At 74.2% G+C, this 18991-nt stretch carries 5 protein-coding genes; 1 reads left to right on the plus strand and 4 read right to left on the minus strand.

Annotated features, from left to right (window positions below; translation table 11 throughout):
- The 4 genes from FNH09_RS26195 to FNH09_RS26215 form a co-directional block, all read right to left on the minus strand.
- The coding region (locus tag FNH09_RS26195; protein ID WP_152892199.1) for a type I polyketide synthase at positions 1–12359 on the minus strand (12359 nt) is incomplete at its 3' end.
- 510 nt (positions 12360–12869) lie between these two features.
- A complete protein-coding gene (locus FNH09_RS26200) occupies positions 12870–14591 on the minus strand; it encodes a fatty acyl-AMP ligase (protein WP_152892201.1) in 1722 nt (573 codons plus the stop codon).
- 364 nt (positions 14592–14955) lie between these two features.
- Positions 14956–16215 (minus strand): arginine deiminase, encoded by a 1260-nt coding sequence (locus tag FNH09_RS26205; protein WP_152892203.1) that lies wholly within the window; start codon positions 16213–16215, stop codon positions 14956–14958.
- 16 nt (positions 16216–16231) lie between these two features.
- Entirely contained in the window at positions 16232–17788 is a 1557-nt protein-coding gene (locus FNH09_RS26215) for a basic amino acid/polyamine antiporter (protein ID WP_338017689.1), read from the minus strand.
- Positions 17789–17875: 87 nt separating this feature from the next.
- Here FNH09_RS26215 and FNH09_RS26220 point away from each other — a divergent pair, with 87 nt between their 5' ends.
- Positions 17876–18973 carry a baeRF3 domain-containing protein gene (locus tag FNH09_RS26220; protein ID WP_152892205.1) on the plus strand — a complete coding sequence of 366 codons (1098 nt, stop codon included), beginning with the start codon at positions 17876–17878 and terminating at the stop codon, positions 18971–18973.
- Positions 18974–18991 lie beyond the last annotated feature (18 nt).

Here is an 18991-nt window from a genome sequence, read left to right on the forward strand (position 1 = left end):
AGCTGTGTATAAGAGACAGGCCCGGTGGCGGCGGCCGCGTCGAGGAGGTCGAGGTTGTGGTCGAGCCGGACGCGGCCCGCGTCCGGGATCATGGTGATCATCAGGTCGAGGTCCGAGTAGCCCGTCCCGGCCGGCAGCACCTCCAGGCGGCCGAGACGGCCGGTGGAGCGTACGTAGTTGAAGTACACCTCGACGAGCGGGGCGTCGGGCCGGTGCAGGCCCTGCCGGGCGAGGGTGGGCAGCACGTCGGAGAACACGGCACCCTTGGCCAGGATCCGCCGGAGCCGTTCGTCGGTGCGGCGCAGCACCTCCTCGACCGTGTCGGCCGCCCGGGCCTCGGCCGGGAACGGCACGGGGATGCCGTAGAAGCCCACCGCGTCGTACGCGTCGGCGTGGATGCGGGTGTCCACGGGCACGGCGAGCACGAACCGTTCACGTCGGCGCTTCCTGGCCAGCAGCACCGTCAGGACGCCCAGGCAGAAGGCGGCGGGGGTGACGGCGAGGCGGCTCGCGGCGGCCGTCACGCGTTGCAGCAGGCCGTCCGGGAGGGTGAGGGTTACGCTGCCGGCCCGGTAGGACCGGGTCGGCGGGCGCGGTGCGGCGTGGGCGAGGTCGAGGCGCTCACTGCCGTGGAAGGCCTGGGGCCAGTCCGCGCCGATCCCCTCGCCGCCCGGCCGCTGGGCCTCGACGAGCAGGTCGATGTCCCGGTTGGTCACGGTGCCGTCGAGCACGGTGCCGCACAGTTCGGCGTCGATCTCGGCTGCGACGAGCAGCAGCGACTGGAGGTCGCTGACCGCGTGGTGGGCGCCGAACAGCAGGGTCTGCCCCGCCGCGCCGCCGTCGAGCAGTTCGAACCGCCACAGCGGGGTGCCGGTCAGGTCGAACGGCGGCTCCAGCAGGGCGCGCAGCCGGTCGGCGGCGTCGTGGGTGCCGTCGTGCGTGCCGTCGGCCGCGGTCCACCGCAGCAGCGGCCGGTCCGGTTCGCGGTCCACGCGCAGCAGGCGTCCGCCCTCGGCCGCGGTGACGATCGCCGTGCGCAGGGCCGCGTGCCGGGCGGCGAGGCGGTCGAGGATGCCGGTGAGGGTCTGTTCGGTGGTCGGTGCGGTGAGCCGGACGGCGAGTCCGACGGCGTGGGCCGCGTCGGGCATACCGGGCCGGGCGCTGCGCAGCAGGCGTACGACGTCCCTGGTCGCGGGCCGCAGCTCGCTCTCGGGCACCTCGGCGGGCCGGTCGGGCGCGGTCGGCCCGGGGAGGTCGGCGCGGTCGGGCAGGCCGTCGGCGAGGGCGCGGGCGACGCCGCGGATGTCGGGCACGGCGAACAGGTCGGCCGCGGGCAGCTCGACGCCCAGTTCGCGGGCGAAGGCGTTGCGCAGCCGGACGAGCATGAGGGAGTCCAGGCCGAGTTCCTTCAGCGCGCTTCCGGCGGCCGCGTCCACCAGGCCGCCGGACACCTCGGCCACCCGGGCGCGTACATAGGTCTCCAGCCAGGCGGCGCGGTCGTCGTCGTTCGTCGCCGCGAACACCTTCTTCACCAGGTCGTCCGTGGCCGCGGTGCCCGCCGGGACGGTGATCAGGTCGGCCAGGATCGGGCGGGTGCGCACCGCGTCCGGGTCGAGGGCCAGCAGCTCACGGTCGAGGGCCACGGGGGCGAGCTGGCGTCGGGGCGTGCCCAGGACGCGTTCGAAGAGCTCACCGCCGTCCTGCGGGGAGAACGCGACGAGTCCGGACCGGCCGGTCTGCGCGGCCCGGGTGCGGGACTCCGCGACCATGCCGACCCCGGACCAGGCTCCCCAGTCGAGGCTCAGCGCCCGTCGGCCGGTGCGGGAGAGGTGGTGGGCCCAGGCGTCGAGGAAGGCGTTCGCCGCCGCGTACGGGCTCTGACCGGCGGAGCCGAGGAGACCGGCCACCGAGGAGAACAGGACCATGTCGCCCGCCTCGGGGACCAGTTCGGTGAGCAGGGCGGTACCCAGCACCTTGGGGGCGAGGACGGCGCGGACGCGTGCGTCGGTCAGTCCGTCGAGGGTGGCGTCGTCGAGGACACCGGCCGCGTGCACGATCCCGGCGACGAGTCCGGTGTCGCGTCGTACGGCGTCCAGGGCGGCGGTCAGTCCCGCGCGGTCGGCGACGTCGGCGCGGGCGAGGTGCAGGGTGACGCCTCGCCGTTCGAGGCCCTCGATCCAGCGGGCGGTGTCCGCGTCGGGCGTGCCCCGGCTCAGCAGGGCGAGTCGGCGCGCGCCCAGGCCGACGAGTCGTTCGGCGACGACCCGGCCGAGGCCGCCCAGGCCGCCGGTGACGAGGTAGACGCCGTCCGGGGTGATCCCGTCGCCGCCGTGGCCGTCGGGGCGGGTGCGGGCCAGGCGCGGTACGAACCGGCCCGCGTCGCGCAGGGCGACGAGGCGTTCGTCGTCCGCGTGCCACAGCTGGGTCCACAGGGCGTCGGCGCCGCCGTCGGCGGGCAGGTCGACGAGGGTGGTCGCCAGCTCCGGGTGCTCCTGCGCCACGCTGAGGCCGAATCCCCAGGCCAAGGCCTGCTGAGGGTGCGTCACCTCGGTGCTGTCACCGGCGGGTTGGGTGCCGCGGACCACGATGAACAGACGGGGTGCGCGGCCGCCGGCCGGGCGGGCGGCGAGGGCGCGCACCAGGTGCAGGGTGGTCAGACAGCCCACGCGCGCGGCGTCCTCGGCCGTACGGGCGTCCTCGATCGCGGGGGCGTCGAGGGCGGTCAGCTGGACCACCCGCTCGGGCGGCGCATCCGCGAACTCCTCGCCCAGGAGGCGTGCCAGGTGCCCGGGGTCGGCCGGGTCGAGCACATAACGGCCTGGCCCGTCCGCCCGGTATGCCGGTCCGCTGCGGGCGATCACGTGCGGCACCGCGGTGCCGAGCCGCCGGGTCAGGTCGTCGGCCGTGCCCGTGCCGTCGGCGAGGATCAGCCACCTGCCGGTGGTGGGCGGCTCCTGGGCGGCCGGGCGTGGCCGCCAGCGGGTCTCGAACAGCGCGCCGTCCAGCGGGGAGAGCGCGGCCAGCCGGAAGTCCCGTATCTCCACCACGAGTTGCCCGTCGACGTCCCACAGGTCCAGGTCGAGGACGGCCGTGTCGCCGACGTGGGCGCGCAGTTCGCAGCTCACCCAGACCGGCGCGGTGCGCACTCCGGTGTGGCGCAGGCGTCCGAGACCGGCGGGCACGAACGCCCGGCCCTGCGGGGCGTCGCCGGGCAGGGCGGCCGTGTGGAAGGCGGCGTCGAGGACGGCCGGGTGCAGCAGGTGCCCGGCGGCCGGGCGGGCGGCGAGCCGGCCGAGCCCGGCGGTGGCGGTGCGGTGCCCGGTCTCCAGGCCCCGGAAGGCCGGGCCGTAGTCGATGCCGAGGGTGGCGAGGCGGGCGTAGAGCGCGGCCGTGTCGACCTGCTCCGTGCAGCGTTCGCGCAGCTCGGCGAGGGGTGTCCCCGCCGTGGCCGCGGCCGCCGACGTGGCCGGTGAGGCGTCGACGGCGATCCGGCCGTCGACGTGCCGCTGCCATCGCGCCCGCCGCTCCCCCGCGGGCGCGGAGCGGACGGTGAACTCCCTGAGACCGTTCTCGGCTGGCAGCACCCGCAGTTGCAGCCGTACCGGTCGGTCGGGGTCGAGGCGCAGCGGCTGCACGAACGTGACGTCGGCCAGCGTCACCTCGGCGCCGTCGCCGTCCTGGAGGCCGGCCGCGGCCTCCAGGGCCATGCCGAGCAGGGCGGCGCCGGGCAGCCAGACCTCGCCTCCGACCTGATGGTCGCTCAGGTAGGCGAAGCGACTGTCGTCCAGGTCGAGTTCGGTCTGGAAGAGGTGCCGGTCGGGTTCGTCGCCGACTTCGACATGGGTGCCGAGCAGGGGCGAGCCGCCGCCGGTGGTGGCGGGCGCGGGGGCGAGCCAGTGGCGTTCGCGGGCGAAGGCGTACGTGGGCAGGTCGGTCCGGCGGCCGGCGCCGTCCGGGAACAGCGCGGACCAGTCGGGCGCGTGTCCGGCGGTGTACAACTCACCTGTCCTGCGCAGCAGTACGGCGTGTCCGTCCTGCTGGCGGCGGAGCGAGGCGACGCCCACCGCGTCGATCCCCGCTTCGGCGGCGACCGCCTCGACGGCGGGCAGCAGCGAGGGGTGCGGGCTCAGTTCGACGAAGTAGCGGTAGCCGTCGTCCAGCAGGCGCCGGACGGTGTCCGCGAAGCGCACGGGACGCGCGAGGTTCGCGTACCAGTACGCGGGGCCGAGCCGCTCGCCCGGTACGGGTTCGGCCAGCACCGTCGAGTACAGGGGTGTGCGGGCGCTCGTGCCGCGAACCTCGGAGAGACGGTCGAGGAGCTCGTCGCGCAGCGGGTCCATCAGGGGGGTGTGCGAGGCGAACGGCGTCGACAGCGGCCGCGCGGCGATCCCTCGTTCGTCCAGCCGTCGACGCAGGTCGGCCAGCGCGTCGGTCTCCCCCGAAACGGCGGTGGAGCGGGCGCTGTTGACCGCGGCCACGAACAGCCGGTCCGGGTACGGCGCGAGCAGGTCCTCGGTCTCGGCGGGCGGCAGGTCCACGGCGAGCATGCCGCCGCGTCCGGCCAGCGGGACGACCGTGCGGGCGCGTCCGGTCACGACGGTCACTGCGTCGTCCAGGGTGAGGGCGCCCGCGGTGTAGGCGGCGGCGATCTCGCCGAGGCTGTGGCCGAGCACGGCGTCGGGGACGATCCCGAGGGCCCGCCAGGCGGCGGCGAGCGCGGAGTTGACCGCGAAGAGCACCGGTTGCAGGTACTCGGTGCGATCGAGCGGGGAGAACTCCTCCGGTGCCCGCAGCACGTTGAGCACCGACCAGCCCTCCCGGCGGTGCACCGCCCGGTCGATCCGGGTCAGTTCGGCGCGGAAGGCCTCCGACTCGGCCAGCAGGTCCACGGCCATGCCGGGCCACTGGCCGCCGTGTCCGGCGAAGACGAAGGCGACCTTGCCGGTCGGGTCCTCGCGGGGCCCGGCGAGCGGCGCCCGGCCGGCGGCCAGCGCATCGAGGTGGGCGCGCAGTTCGTCCCGGTCGCCCGCCACGATCGCGGCGCGCCGCTCGAAGTGGCCGCGGTGCCGGGCGAGGGTGTGGGCGACGTCCGGGAGGCGGGTGTCGTCGGTGAGGTGCCGGGCCAGCCGTGCCGCCTGCCCGCGCAGCGCGCTCTCGCTCCGCGCGGACAGCACGAACAGCCGCTTGCCCGGGGCGGGTTCGGCCCGGGACAAGGGAACGGACCCGGCGGGGAGCTCGGACCCGGCCGGAGGCAGCGACCCGGACGAGGGCTCGGCCCCGGAGGGGGACTCGGCGGGCGGGGCCTCTTCGACGACGACGTGCGCGTTGGTGCCGCTGATCCCGAAGGCGCTGACCCCGGCGCGCCGCGGCCGCCCGGTCGTGGCGGGCCAGTCCACGGGCCGCCGCAGCAGCTCGAGTCCACCGGCCGACCAGTCGACATGGCGGCTGGGGGTGTCCGCGTGAAGTGTGGCGGGCAGTCGGCCGTGGCGCAGCGACTGGACGACCTTGATGAGGGCGGCGACGCCGGAAGCCGCCTGTGTGTGGCCGATGTTGGACTTCAGCGAGCCCAGGTACAGCGGGCGGTCCGCGGGCCGCGAGCCGCCGAAGACCTCCGCGAGGGCGTTCGCCTCGATCGGGTCGCCCAGCGTGGTGCCGGTCCCGTGCGCCTCCACGTGGTCGATGTCGGCGGGTTCGAGTCCGGACAGTTCCAGGGCCCGCCGGATCACGCGTTCCTGGGCGGGGCCGTTCGGCGCGGACAGTCCCTGGCTGCGGCCGTCCTGGTTCACGGCCGTGCCGCGCAGCACCGCGAGCACCTCGTCGCCGTCCCGGCGGGCGTCGGTCAGTCGCTTCAGTACGAGCAGACCGGCGCCCTCGGCCCAGATCGCGCCGTCGGCGTCGTCGGAGAAGGAGCGGCAGCGGCCGGTGGTGGACAGGCCGCGCAGCCGGCTGAACTCGACGAAGGTCTGCGGTGTGACCATCAGTGTCACCCCGCCCGCGAGGGCGAGGTCGCACTCGCCGGAGCGCAGCGCCTGGGCCGCCAGATGGGTGGCCACCAGGGAGGACGAGCAGGCGGTGTCCACGGTCAGCGCGGGGCCGTGCAGTCCGAGCGCGTAGGCGAGCCGGCCCGAGGCCACGCTCAGCGCCGACCCGGTGCCGACGTACCCGTCGAGCTGGTCGAGCCGGGAGCCGGACAGGTAGTCGCTGCCGAACATGCCGACGTACACGCCGGTGGTGCTGCCCGCCAGCTCGTCGGGCACGATCCCGGCCCGCTCCAGGGCCTCCCATGCGGTCTCCAGCAGCAGGCGCTGCTGCGGGTCCATGGCGGCGGCCTCCTTCGGGGTGATGCCGAAGAACCCGGCGTCGAAGGAGCCGATGTCGTCGAGGAAGCCGCCCTCGCGGGCGTAGGTCTTGCCCGCCGCGTCCGGGTCGGGGTCGTACAGCGACTCCACGTCCCACCGGCCGGCCGGGAACGGGCCGACGGCGTCGCGTCCGGCCGCGACGAGCCGCCAGAGGTCCTCCGGGTCGCCGACGCCGCCGGGCAGCCGGCAGGCCATGGCCACCACCGCGATCGGCTCGTCGGCACCCGGAGCCGTCGTGGCACCGGCCGGGGCCGTGGTGGCCGCCCGGCCCGGCCCGGTGCGGCGCGACCCGCCGGCCTCCGTCGCGAGCGGCCCGGCGAGCAGGTACGCGGTGAGACGGTCCGGGGTGGGGTGGTCGAAGAGCAGGGTGGCGGGGAGTCTGACGTCGAGACGGCCGGCGATGCGGTTGCGCAGCTCCACGGCGGTCACCGAGTCCATGCCGAGCTCGCGCAGCGGCCGGTCGGGGCGGACGGATTCGGCCGAGCGCAGCCCGAGGGCGCGTGAGGCCTCCTCCCGGACCAGGGCGAGGACGCGGCCCGCCCGTTCGCTCTCGGGCAACCGGGCCAGTCGCGCCGCCAGGCCCGTGGACCGCCCGGCGGTGCCGGGCACGGGCAGCAGGGACCGCCACAGCGCCCCGTCGGCCGCCGAGCCCGTGCGCAGCCGGGGGAGGTCCAGCGCCGAGGCGACGAGGTGCGGGGTGCCGCGCCGCAGGGCGAGCACGGTGAGTCCGAGTCCCTGTTCGGGAGTGAGGGCGCGGTGGCCGGCCCGGGCCATCCGTGCCAGGTCGGCGTGTTCGGCGGCCAGCCCCTCGCCGGACCAGGCGCCGAAGGACACGGAGGTGCCTGGCAGGCCCAGCGCCCGCCGGTGGTGGGCGAGTTGGTCCAGGAAGACGTTGGCCGCCGCGTAGTTGCCCTGCCCGGCGTTGCCGACCACTCCGGCGGCCGAGGAGACCAGCAGGAACATCGTGAGCGGCAGGCCGGCGGTCAGCCGGTGCAGGTGTGCGGCGCCGTCGGCCTTGGGGCGCAGGACCCGGGCGAGACGTTCGGGGGTCAGCTCGGCGACGACGCCGTCGTCGAGGACGCCCGCGCAGTGCACGACCCCGCGCAGCGGCAGCTCCTCGCCGACCCTGTCGAGTACGCGGGCGAGGGCGTCCGCGTCGGCGACGTCGCAGGCCGCCACCTCGACCTCGGCGCCGAGCGCGACGAGTTCGGCCGTGACGTCCGCGGCGCGCGGATCGGCCGGTCCTCGACGTGAGGTCAACAGCAGTCGCGGGACGCCCTGTTCGGCGAGCATTCGGGCGAGGTGGCGGCCGACGGCTCCCAGTCCGCCGGTGACGAGCACGGTGCCGTCGGCGGGCAGGCCGCCGGTCGACTCCGTCGCCCGGGCCCGCACCAGCCGTGGGGCGAGCAGTGCCCCTTCGCGCAGGGCGAGTTCGGGTTCATCGGGCAGTGCGAGGGCGGTGCTCAGCCGCTCGGCGGAGATCCCGGCGGAGGTGTCGTCGAGGTCGAGCAGGGTCAGCCCGAGGGCGGGGTGCTCGGCGCGGGCGCTGCGGGCCAGGCCCCACAGCACGGACTGGGCGAGCCCGGCCACGGCGTCGCCCTCGGCGGCCGCGACCGCGCCGCGCGTGACCCATACCGTCCGGGCGGGTGCCTCGCCGGGGGCGAGCGCGGTCAGGGCGCGCAGTTCGGTGAGCGCGGTGGCGGCCAACTCCTGTGCCGTGACCGCTGGTTCCGCCTCGCGCGCCGGGCGCGGCCAGATCCGTACGACGATGTCGGCGTCCGGACCGCCCGTCGCGACGCCCGCCGCGGCGAGGCCGTGCGCCAGCGCCTCGACCGCGGGGTCCGACGGCTCGCCGTGGACGGTCCAGGCACCGGCGTCCGAGTGCGCCGTGGGCACTGCCGTCCCGGGCACCTCGGTCCCGGGTCCGGCCGTTCCCGGTCCGGCCGTCCCCGGTCCGGCCGTCCCCGGTTCAGGCGTCGCGTCCACCTGTGTCCATGTCACCTCGTACAGATGACGGGCGTGCTCGGACACCGGGTCCAGGTCGGCCGGCGCCACCGCCCGCAGTCGTACGTTCTCCAGCCGTCCGGCCGGGAAGCCGTCGGCGTCCCACAGGGTCACCTCCAGCGTGCGGTCGGCCGCCGAGCCGCCGGTCCGTCGTACCAGGGCGGTGAGTTCGGTCGCGCCGTCGCCTGGCGGCAGCACACAGCGGCCCACCGAGACCGGCAGCAGTACCCGGCCGTCGGCCGGGTCGAGCGCGGCGGCCACGTGCAGCGCCGCGTCGAGCAGCGCGGGGTGGACGGGGTAGGGGTCGCTCACGTCCCGGGCCACGGCGGGCAGCGACAGCCGGGCCAGCAGCTCGCCGTCGCCGGTCGGGACGGCCTCCCGCACGCCCCGGAAGGCGGGACCGTAGCCCAGACCCAGCCCGGCCAGCCGGTCGTAGGCGTCCGGACTCCAGGCGGGTGCGGCGGCCTCCGGCCATACGGGCGGCCGCCCGTCCGCCGCACCGGTCAGGGCATCAGCCACGGTCGCCATCGCGGTAGCGGTCGCATGCAGGGTCCAGCCGGTGGCGTCCCCGCCGCGGGTACGGCTGTGGACGGTGACCTCCGGCACCGGTCCCTCCGTGCCGACCTCGACGGACACCTCGACGGTACCGGCGGACGGCAGGGTGAGCGGGCTGACGACGAGCAGGTCGGCGAGGTCGGCCGGGTGGTCGGGACGGGCCGTGTGGAGCGCCGCGCGGCACAGCTCCAGCAGGGTCGTGCCGGACACCACGGTCCGGCCGAACACCGCGTGGTCGGGCAGCCAGTCCGCGGTGGCCGGGGACCACTCGTTGCGGAACGTCCAGCGGGTCTGGTCGGCCGACTGGAGCTGGATGCCGAGCAACGGGTGCGCGGCCCGGTCCAGGAGGCCGGAGCCGCCGCCGGTGGACTCGGGCTCGGTCCAGTACCGCTGCGGGTCCCAGGCGTAGGTGGGCAGTTCGGCGGGCGCGGTGCCGGGCGCCAGCCGTCGCCAGTCGACCGGCCGTCCGTGGACGTGGAGTTCGGCCGTCGCCAGGTCCAGGCAGGCCGGTCCGTCCTCGTCCCGGCGCAGCGAGCCGACGGCGACCAGGTCCTCGCCCACTTCGTCGCCGACCGTGCGCAGTGCGGTCAACAGGGACGGGTGCGGGCCGAGTTCGACGAAGCAGCGGTATCCGTCGGCCATCATGCGCGCCACGGTGGGTCCGAAGCGGACGGGCGCGCGCAGGTTGGTGTACCAGTAGTCGGCCTGGAGTTCCTCGGCGACCGGTTCGCCGGTGACCGTGGAGTACCAGGTGACGGGGGTCGGGGTGGTGACGACTCCGTCGAGTTCTTCCAGGACGCTCGCGCGGACCGGTTCGACCCGGTCGCTGTGGGACGCGTAGTCGACGTCGAGGCGGCGGACGAAGACCTGCTCCCGGTCGAGGTCGGCCAGCAGCGCCTCCACGGCCTCGACGGCACCGGAGACCACCGTGGAACGACCGCTGTTGACGGCGGCCACCGAGACACGGCCGTCGAGTCCGGCGAGACGGTCCTCCAGTTCGGTGTGCGGGAGGCCCACGACGGCCATGGTCCCGGAGCCGGACAGCCCGGTCAGGGCTTGGCTGCGCAGCGCGACCACGGCTGCCGCGTCGTTGAGGCTGAGCGCCCCGGCGACGCAGGCCGCGGCGACCTCGCCCTGGCTGTGCCCGATCACGGCGTCCGGGCGGATGCCGCGGGCCCGCCACACCGCGGCCAGCGACACCATCACGGCGAAGAGCGCGGGCTGTACGACGTCGACGCGGTCCAGGCCGGGGGCGCCCGCGTCGCCGCGCAGGACGGCCGCGACGGACCACCCGGTGAACGGGCGCAGGGCGCCGTCGCAGCGGTCGAGCTCGTCCGCGAACACCGGATCGCGGGCCAGCAGGTCCCGTGCCATGCCGGTCCACTGGGCGCCCTGCCCGGGGAAGACGAAGGCCAGCTTGCCGGCGGGCCGGCTCTGTCGGGGCCCGACGGTCGGGCCGCCCTCGGCGCCGTGGTCGCCACGGTCGTCCTCGGCGGCCAGGGCGCGCAGCGCGGTCCGCAGCGCGTCGCGGTCACCGGCGCGGACGACGGCACGCTGCTCGAAGTGGGTGCGGTGACGGGCGAGCGTGGCGCTCACCCTCGGCAGCGGCAACTCCGGTCGGGCGTCCAGCATTTCGACGAGACGGGCGGCCTGGCCCCGCAGCGCGGGGAGGGTGCGGGCGGAGAGGGGGAAGAGAAGGTCCGTGGACACCGCGTCGGACACATCCCCCGACACCGCGTCGGACACATCCGTCAGCACCGCGTCGGACACATCCGTCAGCACCGCGTCGGGCGCCTCCGTCGGCGCCTCCGTGGGCGCTGTCCGGGGCGCCTCCTCCAGGACCACGTGCGCGTTCGTCCCGCTGATCCCGAACGCGCTGACGCCGGCCCGGCGTATCCGGTCCGCGCGGTGCGGCCACTCCTCGACGCCGTCGTGCAGGCGCAGGCCGCCACGCGCCCAGTCGACGTGCTCGGTCGGGGTCCCGGTGTGCGGGGACCCCGGGATCCGCTGATGGCCGAGCGCCAGTACGGTCTTGATGACCCCGGCGATACCGGCCGCGGCCTGGGTGTGGCCGATGACGGACTTCAGGGAGCCGACGCCGAGCGGCCGGTCGGCCGGACGGTCCGGTCCGAAGACCGCGGCCAGCGCGTTGCCCTCGACGGGGTCGCCGAGCAGCGTTCCGGTGCCGTGGGCCTCGACGTGGTCGATGTCCTCGGGGCGCAGCCCGGCGGTGTGCAGGGCGGCGCGCAGCACCCGTTCCTGGGCGAGGCCGCTCGGGGCGCTGAGCCCCTGACTGCGCCCGTCCTGGTTGATCGCGGAGCCCCGGACGACGGCGAGCACCCGGTCGCCGTCCCGGCGTGCGTCCGCGAGCCGCTTGAGCAGCACCAGGCCGCAGCCCTCGGCCCACACCACCCCGTCCGCGTCGGCCGAGAAGGGCCGGCACCGCCCGGACGGCGACAGCCCCCGCAGCCTGCTGAACTCGACGTGTCCACGCGGGGTCACCAGCAGGCTCGCGCCGCCCGCGAGCGCCAGGTCGCACTCCCGGCCTGCCAGGGCCCGGGCCGCCAGGTGCAGGGCGACGAGGGAGGAGGAGCAGGCGGTGTCGACGGTGACGGCGGGACCCTGGAGGCCGAGGGTGTAGGCCAGGCGCCCGGAGGCGACGCTGGACGCCGAACCGGTGCCCACGTGCCCGTCGAGCTGTCCGAGGGACGCCGCTGACAGGTAGCCGCTGTCGTAGAGGCCGACGTAGACGCCGGTGTTGCTGCCGTTCAGGCTGTCGGGGAGGATGCCCGCGCGCTCGATCGCCTCCCAGCCGGTCGTCAGGAGCAGCCGCTGCTGGGGGTCCATGGCCGCGGCCTCGCGCGGGGAGATGCCGAAGAAGGACGCGTCGAAGCGGTCGATGGAGTCCAGGAACCCGCCGCGCAGGGTGTAGGCCCGGCCGACGGCCTCCGGGTCGGGGTCGAGGAGTTGGCGGGTGTCCCAACGGCCCGCGGGGACTTCGGAGATGGCGTCCTCGCCCGAGGTCAGCACCCGCCACAGGGCCTCGGGGTCGTCGGCGTGGCCGGGGAAGTGACAGGCCATGGAGATGACGGCGATGTCGTCATGGGCCGGTGCGGGCCGCCGCGCGGACGCCGCTTCCTCCGGCCGGTCTCCCCCGGGCCCAGGGCCGGCGAACAGCGCGTCGGCCAGGGCGGCGACGGTGGGGTGGCTGAACAGGAAGGACGGCTCCAGCGGACGGCCGACATGCTCCGCGAGCTCGACGGTCAGGGCGACCAACTGACGTGATCCGAGGCCGTACTCGGCGATGGGCCGGTGCGGGTCGACGGTCAGCGGGTCGAGTCCGGCCGCCTCGGCGACGGCCGTCGCCAGCCAGGCCCGCACGCCCTCGGCGGTCGTCGGGGACGGCTCGGGTGTCCGGTTCGGGGACTCGTTCGCAGGCATCGGGAAAAGGTGTCCTCGGAAGCTGGGGTTCAGGCGGAATGCCGTACGTACCGGGCACGGCCGTACGACGGCTGCGGGCGGCCACGGGCCGCGCGAGGCGGGACGGGACGAGGCGGGACGGGACGAGGCGGGACGAGGCGCGGCGGGGCGGGGTCGAACGGGCAGCGGCGAGGGCGTGGACGGCACCGTGCCCCGGGCCCGCGCCAGGTGCCGGGCCCGGCCGGGACGCGGGAGCCGGACCGTCGGCGCGAACGGGCGCGCCCGTGACGGACGTACACCCGCAGGCATCCTCCGGCCCGCCCGCCGCGGGCGAGTTGCCGTCGGGACCGACGCAGCACCCGCCGCCGGTGTCGAACCGACGGCACCGCCGGCCGCACCCACGACCGTCGTCGTACCGTCGGCGTCGGACCGCAGGCGGCGGACCGTAGGCGGCGGACCGTAGGCGGCGACGAGGTCCCCCGTCGTCGGTCTCGCACCCGCCCGCGGCGACGGACGTGCCCGGGCCCGGCGTCATCCCGTGGCGGGCGCGCCCACCGTCGAGAGGGTGCCGTCGCGGTACGCGGCCCGGCAGGCGCGGCGCTGGATCTTGCCGCTGGAGGTCTTGGGGATGGTGCCGGGGTGGACGAGGACGACATCGTGCACGGCCAGCCCGTGGGCGTCACCGATCGCGGCCCGCACCAGATCGGTGATCTTCTCGGCCTCGTCGGCGGCCTCGGGGGCCACCTCGGCGACCAGGACCGGCAGTTCGCCCTCCACCCCGGCGTCGACGGAGAACGCGGCGGTGCAGCCGGGCCGCAGCGCCGGGTGGCACATCTCGGCGGCGAGTTCCAGGTCCTGCGGGTAGTGGTTGCGCCCGTCGACGACCATGAGGTCCTTCAGCCGGCCGGTGACGAACAGCTCGCCGGAGCGCAGGAATCCGAGGTCGCCGGTGCGCAGGAAGCGTCCCTCGTGGCCGGCCATTGTGGCGCGGAAGGTCTGCCGGGTGGCGAGGGCGTTGCGCCAGTAGCCCTTGGCGACGCTCGCGCCGCTCACCCAGATCTCGCCGACCTCGCCCTCGGGGAGTTCGACGCCCTGCTCGGGGTCGGCGACGACGAGGGTGACGCCGGGCCCTGGCCGTCCGCAGCCGATCGCGGCCGCGTCCGCCGCACCGGTGTGCGCTGCCGCGTCGGCCGGCTCCAGCAGGACCGGCGAGGTGTCCACCGAGCCGCCGGTGACCATCACGGTGGCCTCGGCCAGGCCGTAGCACGGGTAGAAGGCCTCGCGGCGGAAGCCCGCGGGGGCGAACGTGCCGGTGAAGCGGCGCAGAGTGGCGGCGCGGACCGGTTCGGCGCCGTTGAAGGCGACCTTCCAGGAACTGAGGTCGAGGCTGTCGACGAGTTCGGGGGTGGCGTGCTTGAGGCACAGCTCGTAGGCGAAGTTGGGGCCGCCGCTGGTGTGCGGGCGGAACCGGCTGATCGCGGTCAGCCAGCGCTCGGGCCGCTGGAGGAAGTGCAGCGGTGAGAAGAGCGTGGTGGTCAGGCCGAGGTGGACGGTGTTCAGGACCGGCCCGATCAGACCCATGTCGTGGTACATGGGCAGCCAGCTCAGGACGAGTTCGCCGCCGTACTCCTCGATGGTGTCGGGGGTGTGGCCCATCCGTTCGGTGATGACCCGTTCGTTGTCGAGCAGGTTCCCGTGGGTCACGACCACGCCCTTGGGGGCGGAGGTGGAACCGGAGGTGTACTGGAGGAAGGCGACCGAGTCGGCGGTGAGGTCGGGGGCGCGCCAGCCGTCCGCCGCGTCGTCGGGTATGTCCTCGGTGACAACCCTTGGGAGGTCGCTCAGTTCGGGCAGGTCACGCGCCATCTCGTCCAGTGCGGCGACGACTTCGCGCCCGCCCAGGACGACCGCGGGTTCCGCGTCGGCGATCAGCCGTCGCATCCGGGTCAGGGCCCGGTGGTTGTGGGCCCGGCCCTGCGGGGGCACGCCCGGGACGGCGACGACTCGGGCCGAGAGGCAGCCCAGGTATCCGGAGATGAACTCCAGGCCGGACGGGTAGAGCAGCAGGGCGCGGGACCCGGCCAGGCCGCGGTCCTGGAGCCAGGCGGCGACGGCCCGGGAGCGACGGGCGAGCCGGGCGTAGGTGATCTCCTGTAATGCTCCGTCACAGTCACCGGTGACGAGATAGCGGTAGGCGATGCGGTCCGGCTGTTGCGAGGCGTGCGTGGTCAGGACATCAACCAGGGAAGCCATATGACGAGTTTCACCTGTCCGAATCTAAGAGAAAGGGAACTGGAGTTCGAAATTCAGGTCCCGCTGATGCGCGGAATCCCCCGACGAACCGGCCCCCTTGCCGGGTCGCGCGCACCGAAGACCTGCCCGGGAAGTCGCGGCATCACGGCCGCCCACTCCCGGCGTCCCCCGCTCGGCGTGCTACCAACGGGTAGACCATAGCAAGTCCGTTCGGCCCACAGGACGGACTCACGTAAACCCTGGATGTCCGACAAGGGGCCGATGACCAGGACTGATTGCACATTAAACGGATACCGACCGGTCGGGCAGCATCCGGACCGCTGCGCTCTCCAAGCGCAATGTCCGCACGTCACGGCGTACGGCGTCAGAAGTCCACCGGGTCCCGCACGATCGGGCACGTCATGCAGTGCCCGCCGCCCCGGCCGCGCCCCAGTTCGGCACCGACGATGGTGACGACCTCGATACCAGCCTTGCGCAGCAGCGTGTTGGTCTGGGTGTTGCGGTCGTACGTGAACACCACCCCCGGTTCCAGGGCGACCGCGTTGTTGCCGCTGTCCCACTGCTGCCGCTCGGAGGCGTAGACGTCGCCGCCGGTCTCCACGACCCGCAGCTCCGGCAGGCCGAGCGCCTCGGCGACCACGTCGACGAACGCCGTCGCGCCCTCGTCGGTGATCTCGATACCGGCCGCCGCCTTGTCCGACGGCCGCAGGGAGAAGGTGTGCACGGCCTCCATGATGGCCGGGTACAGCGTCACCAGATCACGGTCGGCGAAGGTGAACACGGTGTCGAGGTGCATCGCGGCGCGCAGCCTCGGCAGCCCGGCGACCACCACCCGCTCGGCGGCGCCCTGCTCGAACAGGGCCGTGGCGACCTGGGACACCGCCTGGCGTGAGGTGCGTTCGCTCATCCCCATCAGCACGACGCCGTTGCCGACCGGCATGATGTCGCCGCCCTCGAACGTCGCCTGTCCCCAGTCGCGTTCGGGGTCGCCCCACCAGACGGTGGACCCCACGTACTCGGGATGGAACTGGTAGATCGCCTTCATCAGCAGGGTCTCGCCGTGCCGAGCCGGCCAGTACAGCGGGTTGAGCGTGAGACCGCCGTACAGCCAGCACGTGGTGTCCCGGGTGTAGAGGGTGTTGGGCAGCGGTGGCATCAGGTACTCGCGCGTCCCGGTCGACTCCCGCGCGAGGGCGAGGTAGCCGGTGCGGTACTCCTCCGGCAGGTCGGTGGTGGCCAGGCCGCCGATCAGAAAGGTGGCGAGCCGGGACGGGCTGAGGGTCTCCAGGTAGGCGCGGGTGCCGTCGATGAGACCCAGCCCGACCTCGTTCGCGGTGATCTTCCGGTCGAGAAGCCAGTCGCGGGCCTCGGGGATCGCCATGGTCTGCGCGAGCAGGTCGTGCAGCTCCACCACCTCGACACCGCGTTCGGTCAGCTTGTTGACGAAGTCCGCGTGGTCGCGCTGGGCGTTCTCCACCCACATCACGTCGTCGAAGAGCAGATCGCCGGAGTTGGTGGGGGTGAGCCTGCGATGGGCGAGTCCGGGGGCGCAGACGAGCACCTTGCGCAGCTTGCCGACCTCGGAGTGGACGCCGTACGCGGGGCGGGTGTCGTGACCGGTCATGGTGCACCTTCCGGGGTCAGAGGCTGATCCAGCCGAGGGCCAGGGCGACGATCCCGACGACCGCGCCGACCACCGACACGGCGAGCACGACGAGTTCGCGGCCCGAGAACACCCGCCGGCCCTGCTCCCTGCGGGCCATCACGAACAGGGCGGTGGCGGGGGCGTAGACGATGAACGAGAGCAGCAGGAACGTGAGACCGGCCGCGTACAGGAGGAACGCGGTGTAGACGGTGGCCAGCACGGCGACGAGCAGCTGCGCGTGACCGCGACCGCTCGCGCCGCCCACCGCCGCGACACCCGCCCCGCCCGCCGGCCCCCGGCCGGCGTCGCCCGGCCGGGGGCCTTCGGCACGACCGCCGGGTCCGGTCGGCGGCCCGGTCCCGCCGGGAGCGCCGAGTCCGCCCGTCGCCGCGACACGTGCCCGGTCCCGCCGCTCGGCGAGCGCGACCCGTACCGCGAAGGCGGCGGCCAGCAGGAACGGGATCAGCGTCAGCGCGCTGGTGAGGTCGAGCGCGAAGTCGAACGCGTCGTCCGAGAACAGGGTGACGATCAGGAAGACCTGGCTGAGCAGGGTGGACATCACCAGCGCGGGCACCGGCACGTCGCTCTCGGTGGAGCGGCTCAGGAAGCGCGGCATGTCGTCGTCCTTGGCCGCCACGAACAGCACCTCGGCGGCCATCAGGGTCCAGGCGAGATAGGCGCCGAGGACGGACACGATCAGCCCGACGCTGACGAAGACCTGGCCCCAGGTGCCCACGGCGTACTCCAGGACGCCCGCCATGGAAGGCTGACGGAGCTGCGCGATCTCCCCCATCGGCAGCAGGCCGTACGACACGATCGTCACCGACGCGAAGATCGCGAAGACGCTGAGGAAGCCGAGGACGGTGGCACGGCCGACGTCCTCGCGGCGGCGGGCGTGCCGGGAGTAGACACTGGCGCCCTCGACCCCGAGGAACACGAAGACCGTGACCAGCATGGTGCTCTCGACCTGCCGGAAGAGCGATCCGGCGTAGTCGGCGCCGGCGAAGTTGTCGGCGAAGACCTGGGGGTCGAGGTAGAAGAGCGCGAGCAGGACGAAGAAGATGATCGGCACGACCTTGGCGACGGTGACGATCCGGTTGACCGCCGCCGCCTCCTTCACCCCTCGGCTGATCAGCAGGAAGAACAGCCACAGGCCCACCGAGGACAGCACCACGGCGAGCACCGTGTCGCCGTCGCCGAGGGCGGGGACGACGGCACCGACCGTCGACATGATCAGCACCCAGTACGTCACGTTGCCGACGCAGGCGCTGGCCCAGTAGCCGAACGCCGAGAAGAAGCCCAGATACTCGCCGAAGCCCGCCTTGGCGTACGCGTACACACCGGCGTCGAGGTCCGGGCGGCGCACCGCGAGCGTCTGGAAGACGAACGCCAGCATCAGCATGCCGGTACCGGCGACCGCCCACGCGATCAGCGCGCCGGCCACCCCCGTGTGCGCGGCGAACCGGCTCGGGAGGGAGAAGACGCCCGCCCCGACCATGGATCCGACAACCATGGTGGTGAGGGTCGGCAGGCTCAGTTTCGCGACAGCCACGCGAGTGACACTAATGGTGAAATACTGGAAACAGCCGGATGAACTGCCCCAAATGCCTGATGGAAGAATCAGTCCTATCGTTCTGGTATGGAGCACGCACTCAGTCCAACGACCCTCGCCGAACTACGGCGACCGCGCCCCTACCCGGCGGTGTCCGTGCTGACCCCGACGCATCGCCGCGAGCCCGACAACGCGCAGGATCCGGTCCGGCTGCGCAACGCGGTGGCCGAGGCCAAGCGACAGCTGGAGTCCGATCCCGCGGTCACCCGGGCGGGACGCACCGAGGTCGTCGACCAGTTGGACCGCGCGCTGGCCGAGGTGGACCTCGCGCACGCCGAGGACGGTCTGGTGATCTTCGCCGCCCCGGGAGAGCACCAGGTGTGGTCACTGGCCCGCCCCGTACCGGAACGGGTCGTACTCTCCGACACCTTCCTGACCCGCAACCTGGTCTCCGCACAGGCGGCCGAACGCCCGTTCTGGGTGCTGTCGGTCTCCGCCGACCGCATCACGCTCTGGAACGGCGGCGACGACCGGGTGGTCGAGGAGCACCTCGGGGATTTCCCGATGACCCGCGGGCCCGAGAACTTCGACGCGGAGCGCCAGGAGCGCATCGGCGACCAGCCCAGCACCTTCCGCGACGAGGGAATCCGCCACTTCCTGCGCGAGGCCGACATCGCGATGAGCCGGGTCCTGCGGGGCAGCCCGCGGGCCCTGTACGTCACCGGCGAACCGGCGGCGCTGTCCACGCTGTCCGAGGTGGGCGGGGCCACGAGCAGGAACGCGGTGCACATCCCGCACGGCGGACTCGCGAACGGCTCCCCCGACGCGGTGTGGCAGGCCGTACGGCCCGTGCTGGCCGCCGAGGCCCGCAGAAACGTGGAGTCCGTCCGCCGGGAGCTCGAATCCGCCCTCGGCCGCAAGGAGTTCGCGGCAGGCGTGGACGAGATCTGGCGCAACGCCATGGAGGCGCGGATCCGGCTGCTCGCCGTCGAGGAGAACTACCGGATCACGGTCCGTGACGACGGCGACCATCTGATCCCCGCCCTGAGCGGAGACCTGGACGCCCGCGAGGACATCGTGGACGAGATCGTCGAACAGTGCCTGGAGACGGGAGCGGACGTCCGCTTCGTCCCGGACGGCACGCTGGGCGACGCCCAGGGCATCGCGGGCGTGCTGCGCTACTGACGCGGCTCCCCCGCGGTC

The sequence above is a fragment of the Streptomyces adustus genome (genome assembly GCF_009377175.1).
GTDB classification, from domain to species: domain Bacteria; phylum Actinomycetota; class Actinomycetes; order Streptomycetales; family Streptomycetaceae; genus Streptomyces; species Streptomyces adustus.

Coding starts and splice junctions, on each gene's coding strand:
- FNH09_RS26200 (WP_152892201.1), bottom strand. CDS start 14,591: ATGGCTTCCCTGGTTGATGTCCTGACCACGCACGCCTCGCAACAGCCG.
- FNH09_RS26220 (WP_152892205.1), top strand. CDS start 17,876: ATGGAGCACGCACTCAGTCCAACGACCCTCGCCGAACTACGGCGACCG.
- FNH09_RS26205 (WP_152892203.1), bottom strand. CDS start 16,215: ATGACCGGTCACGACACCCGCCCCGCGTACGGCGTCCACTCCGAGGTC.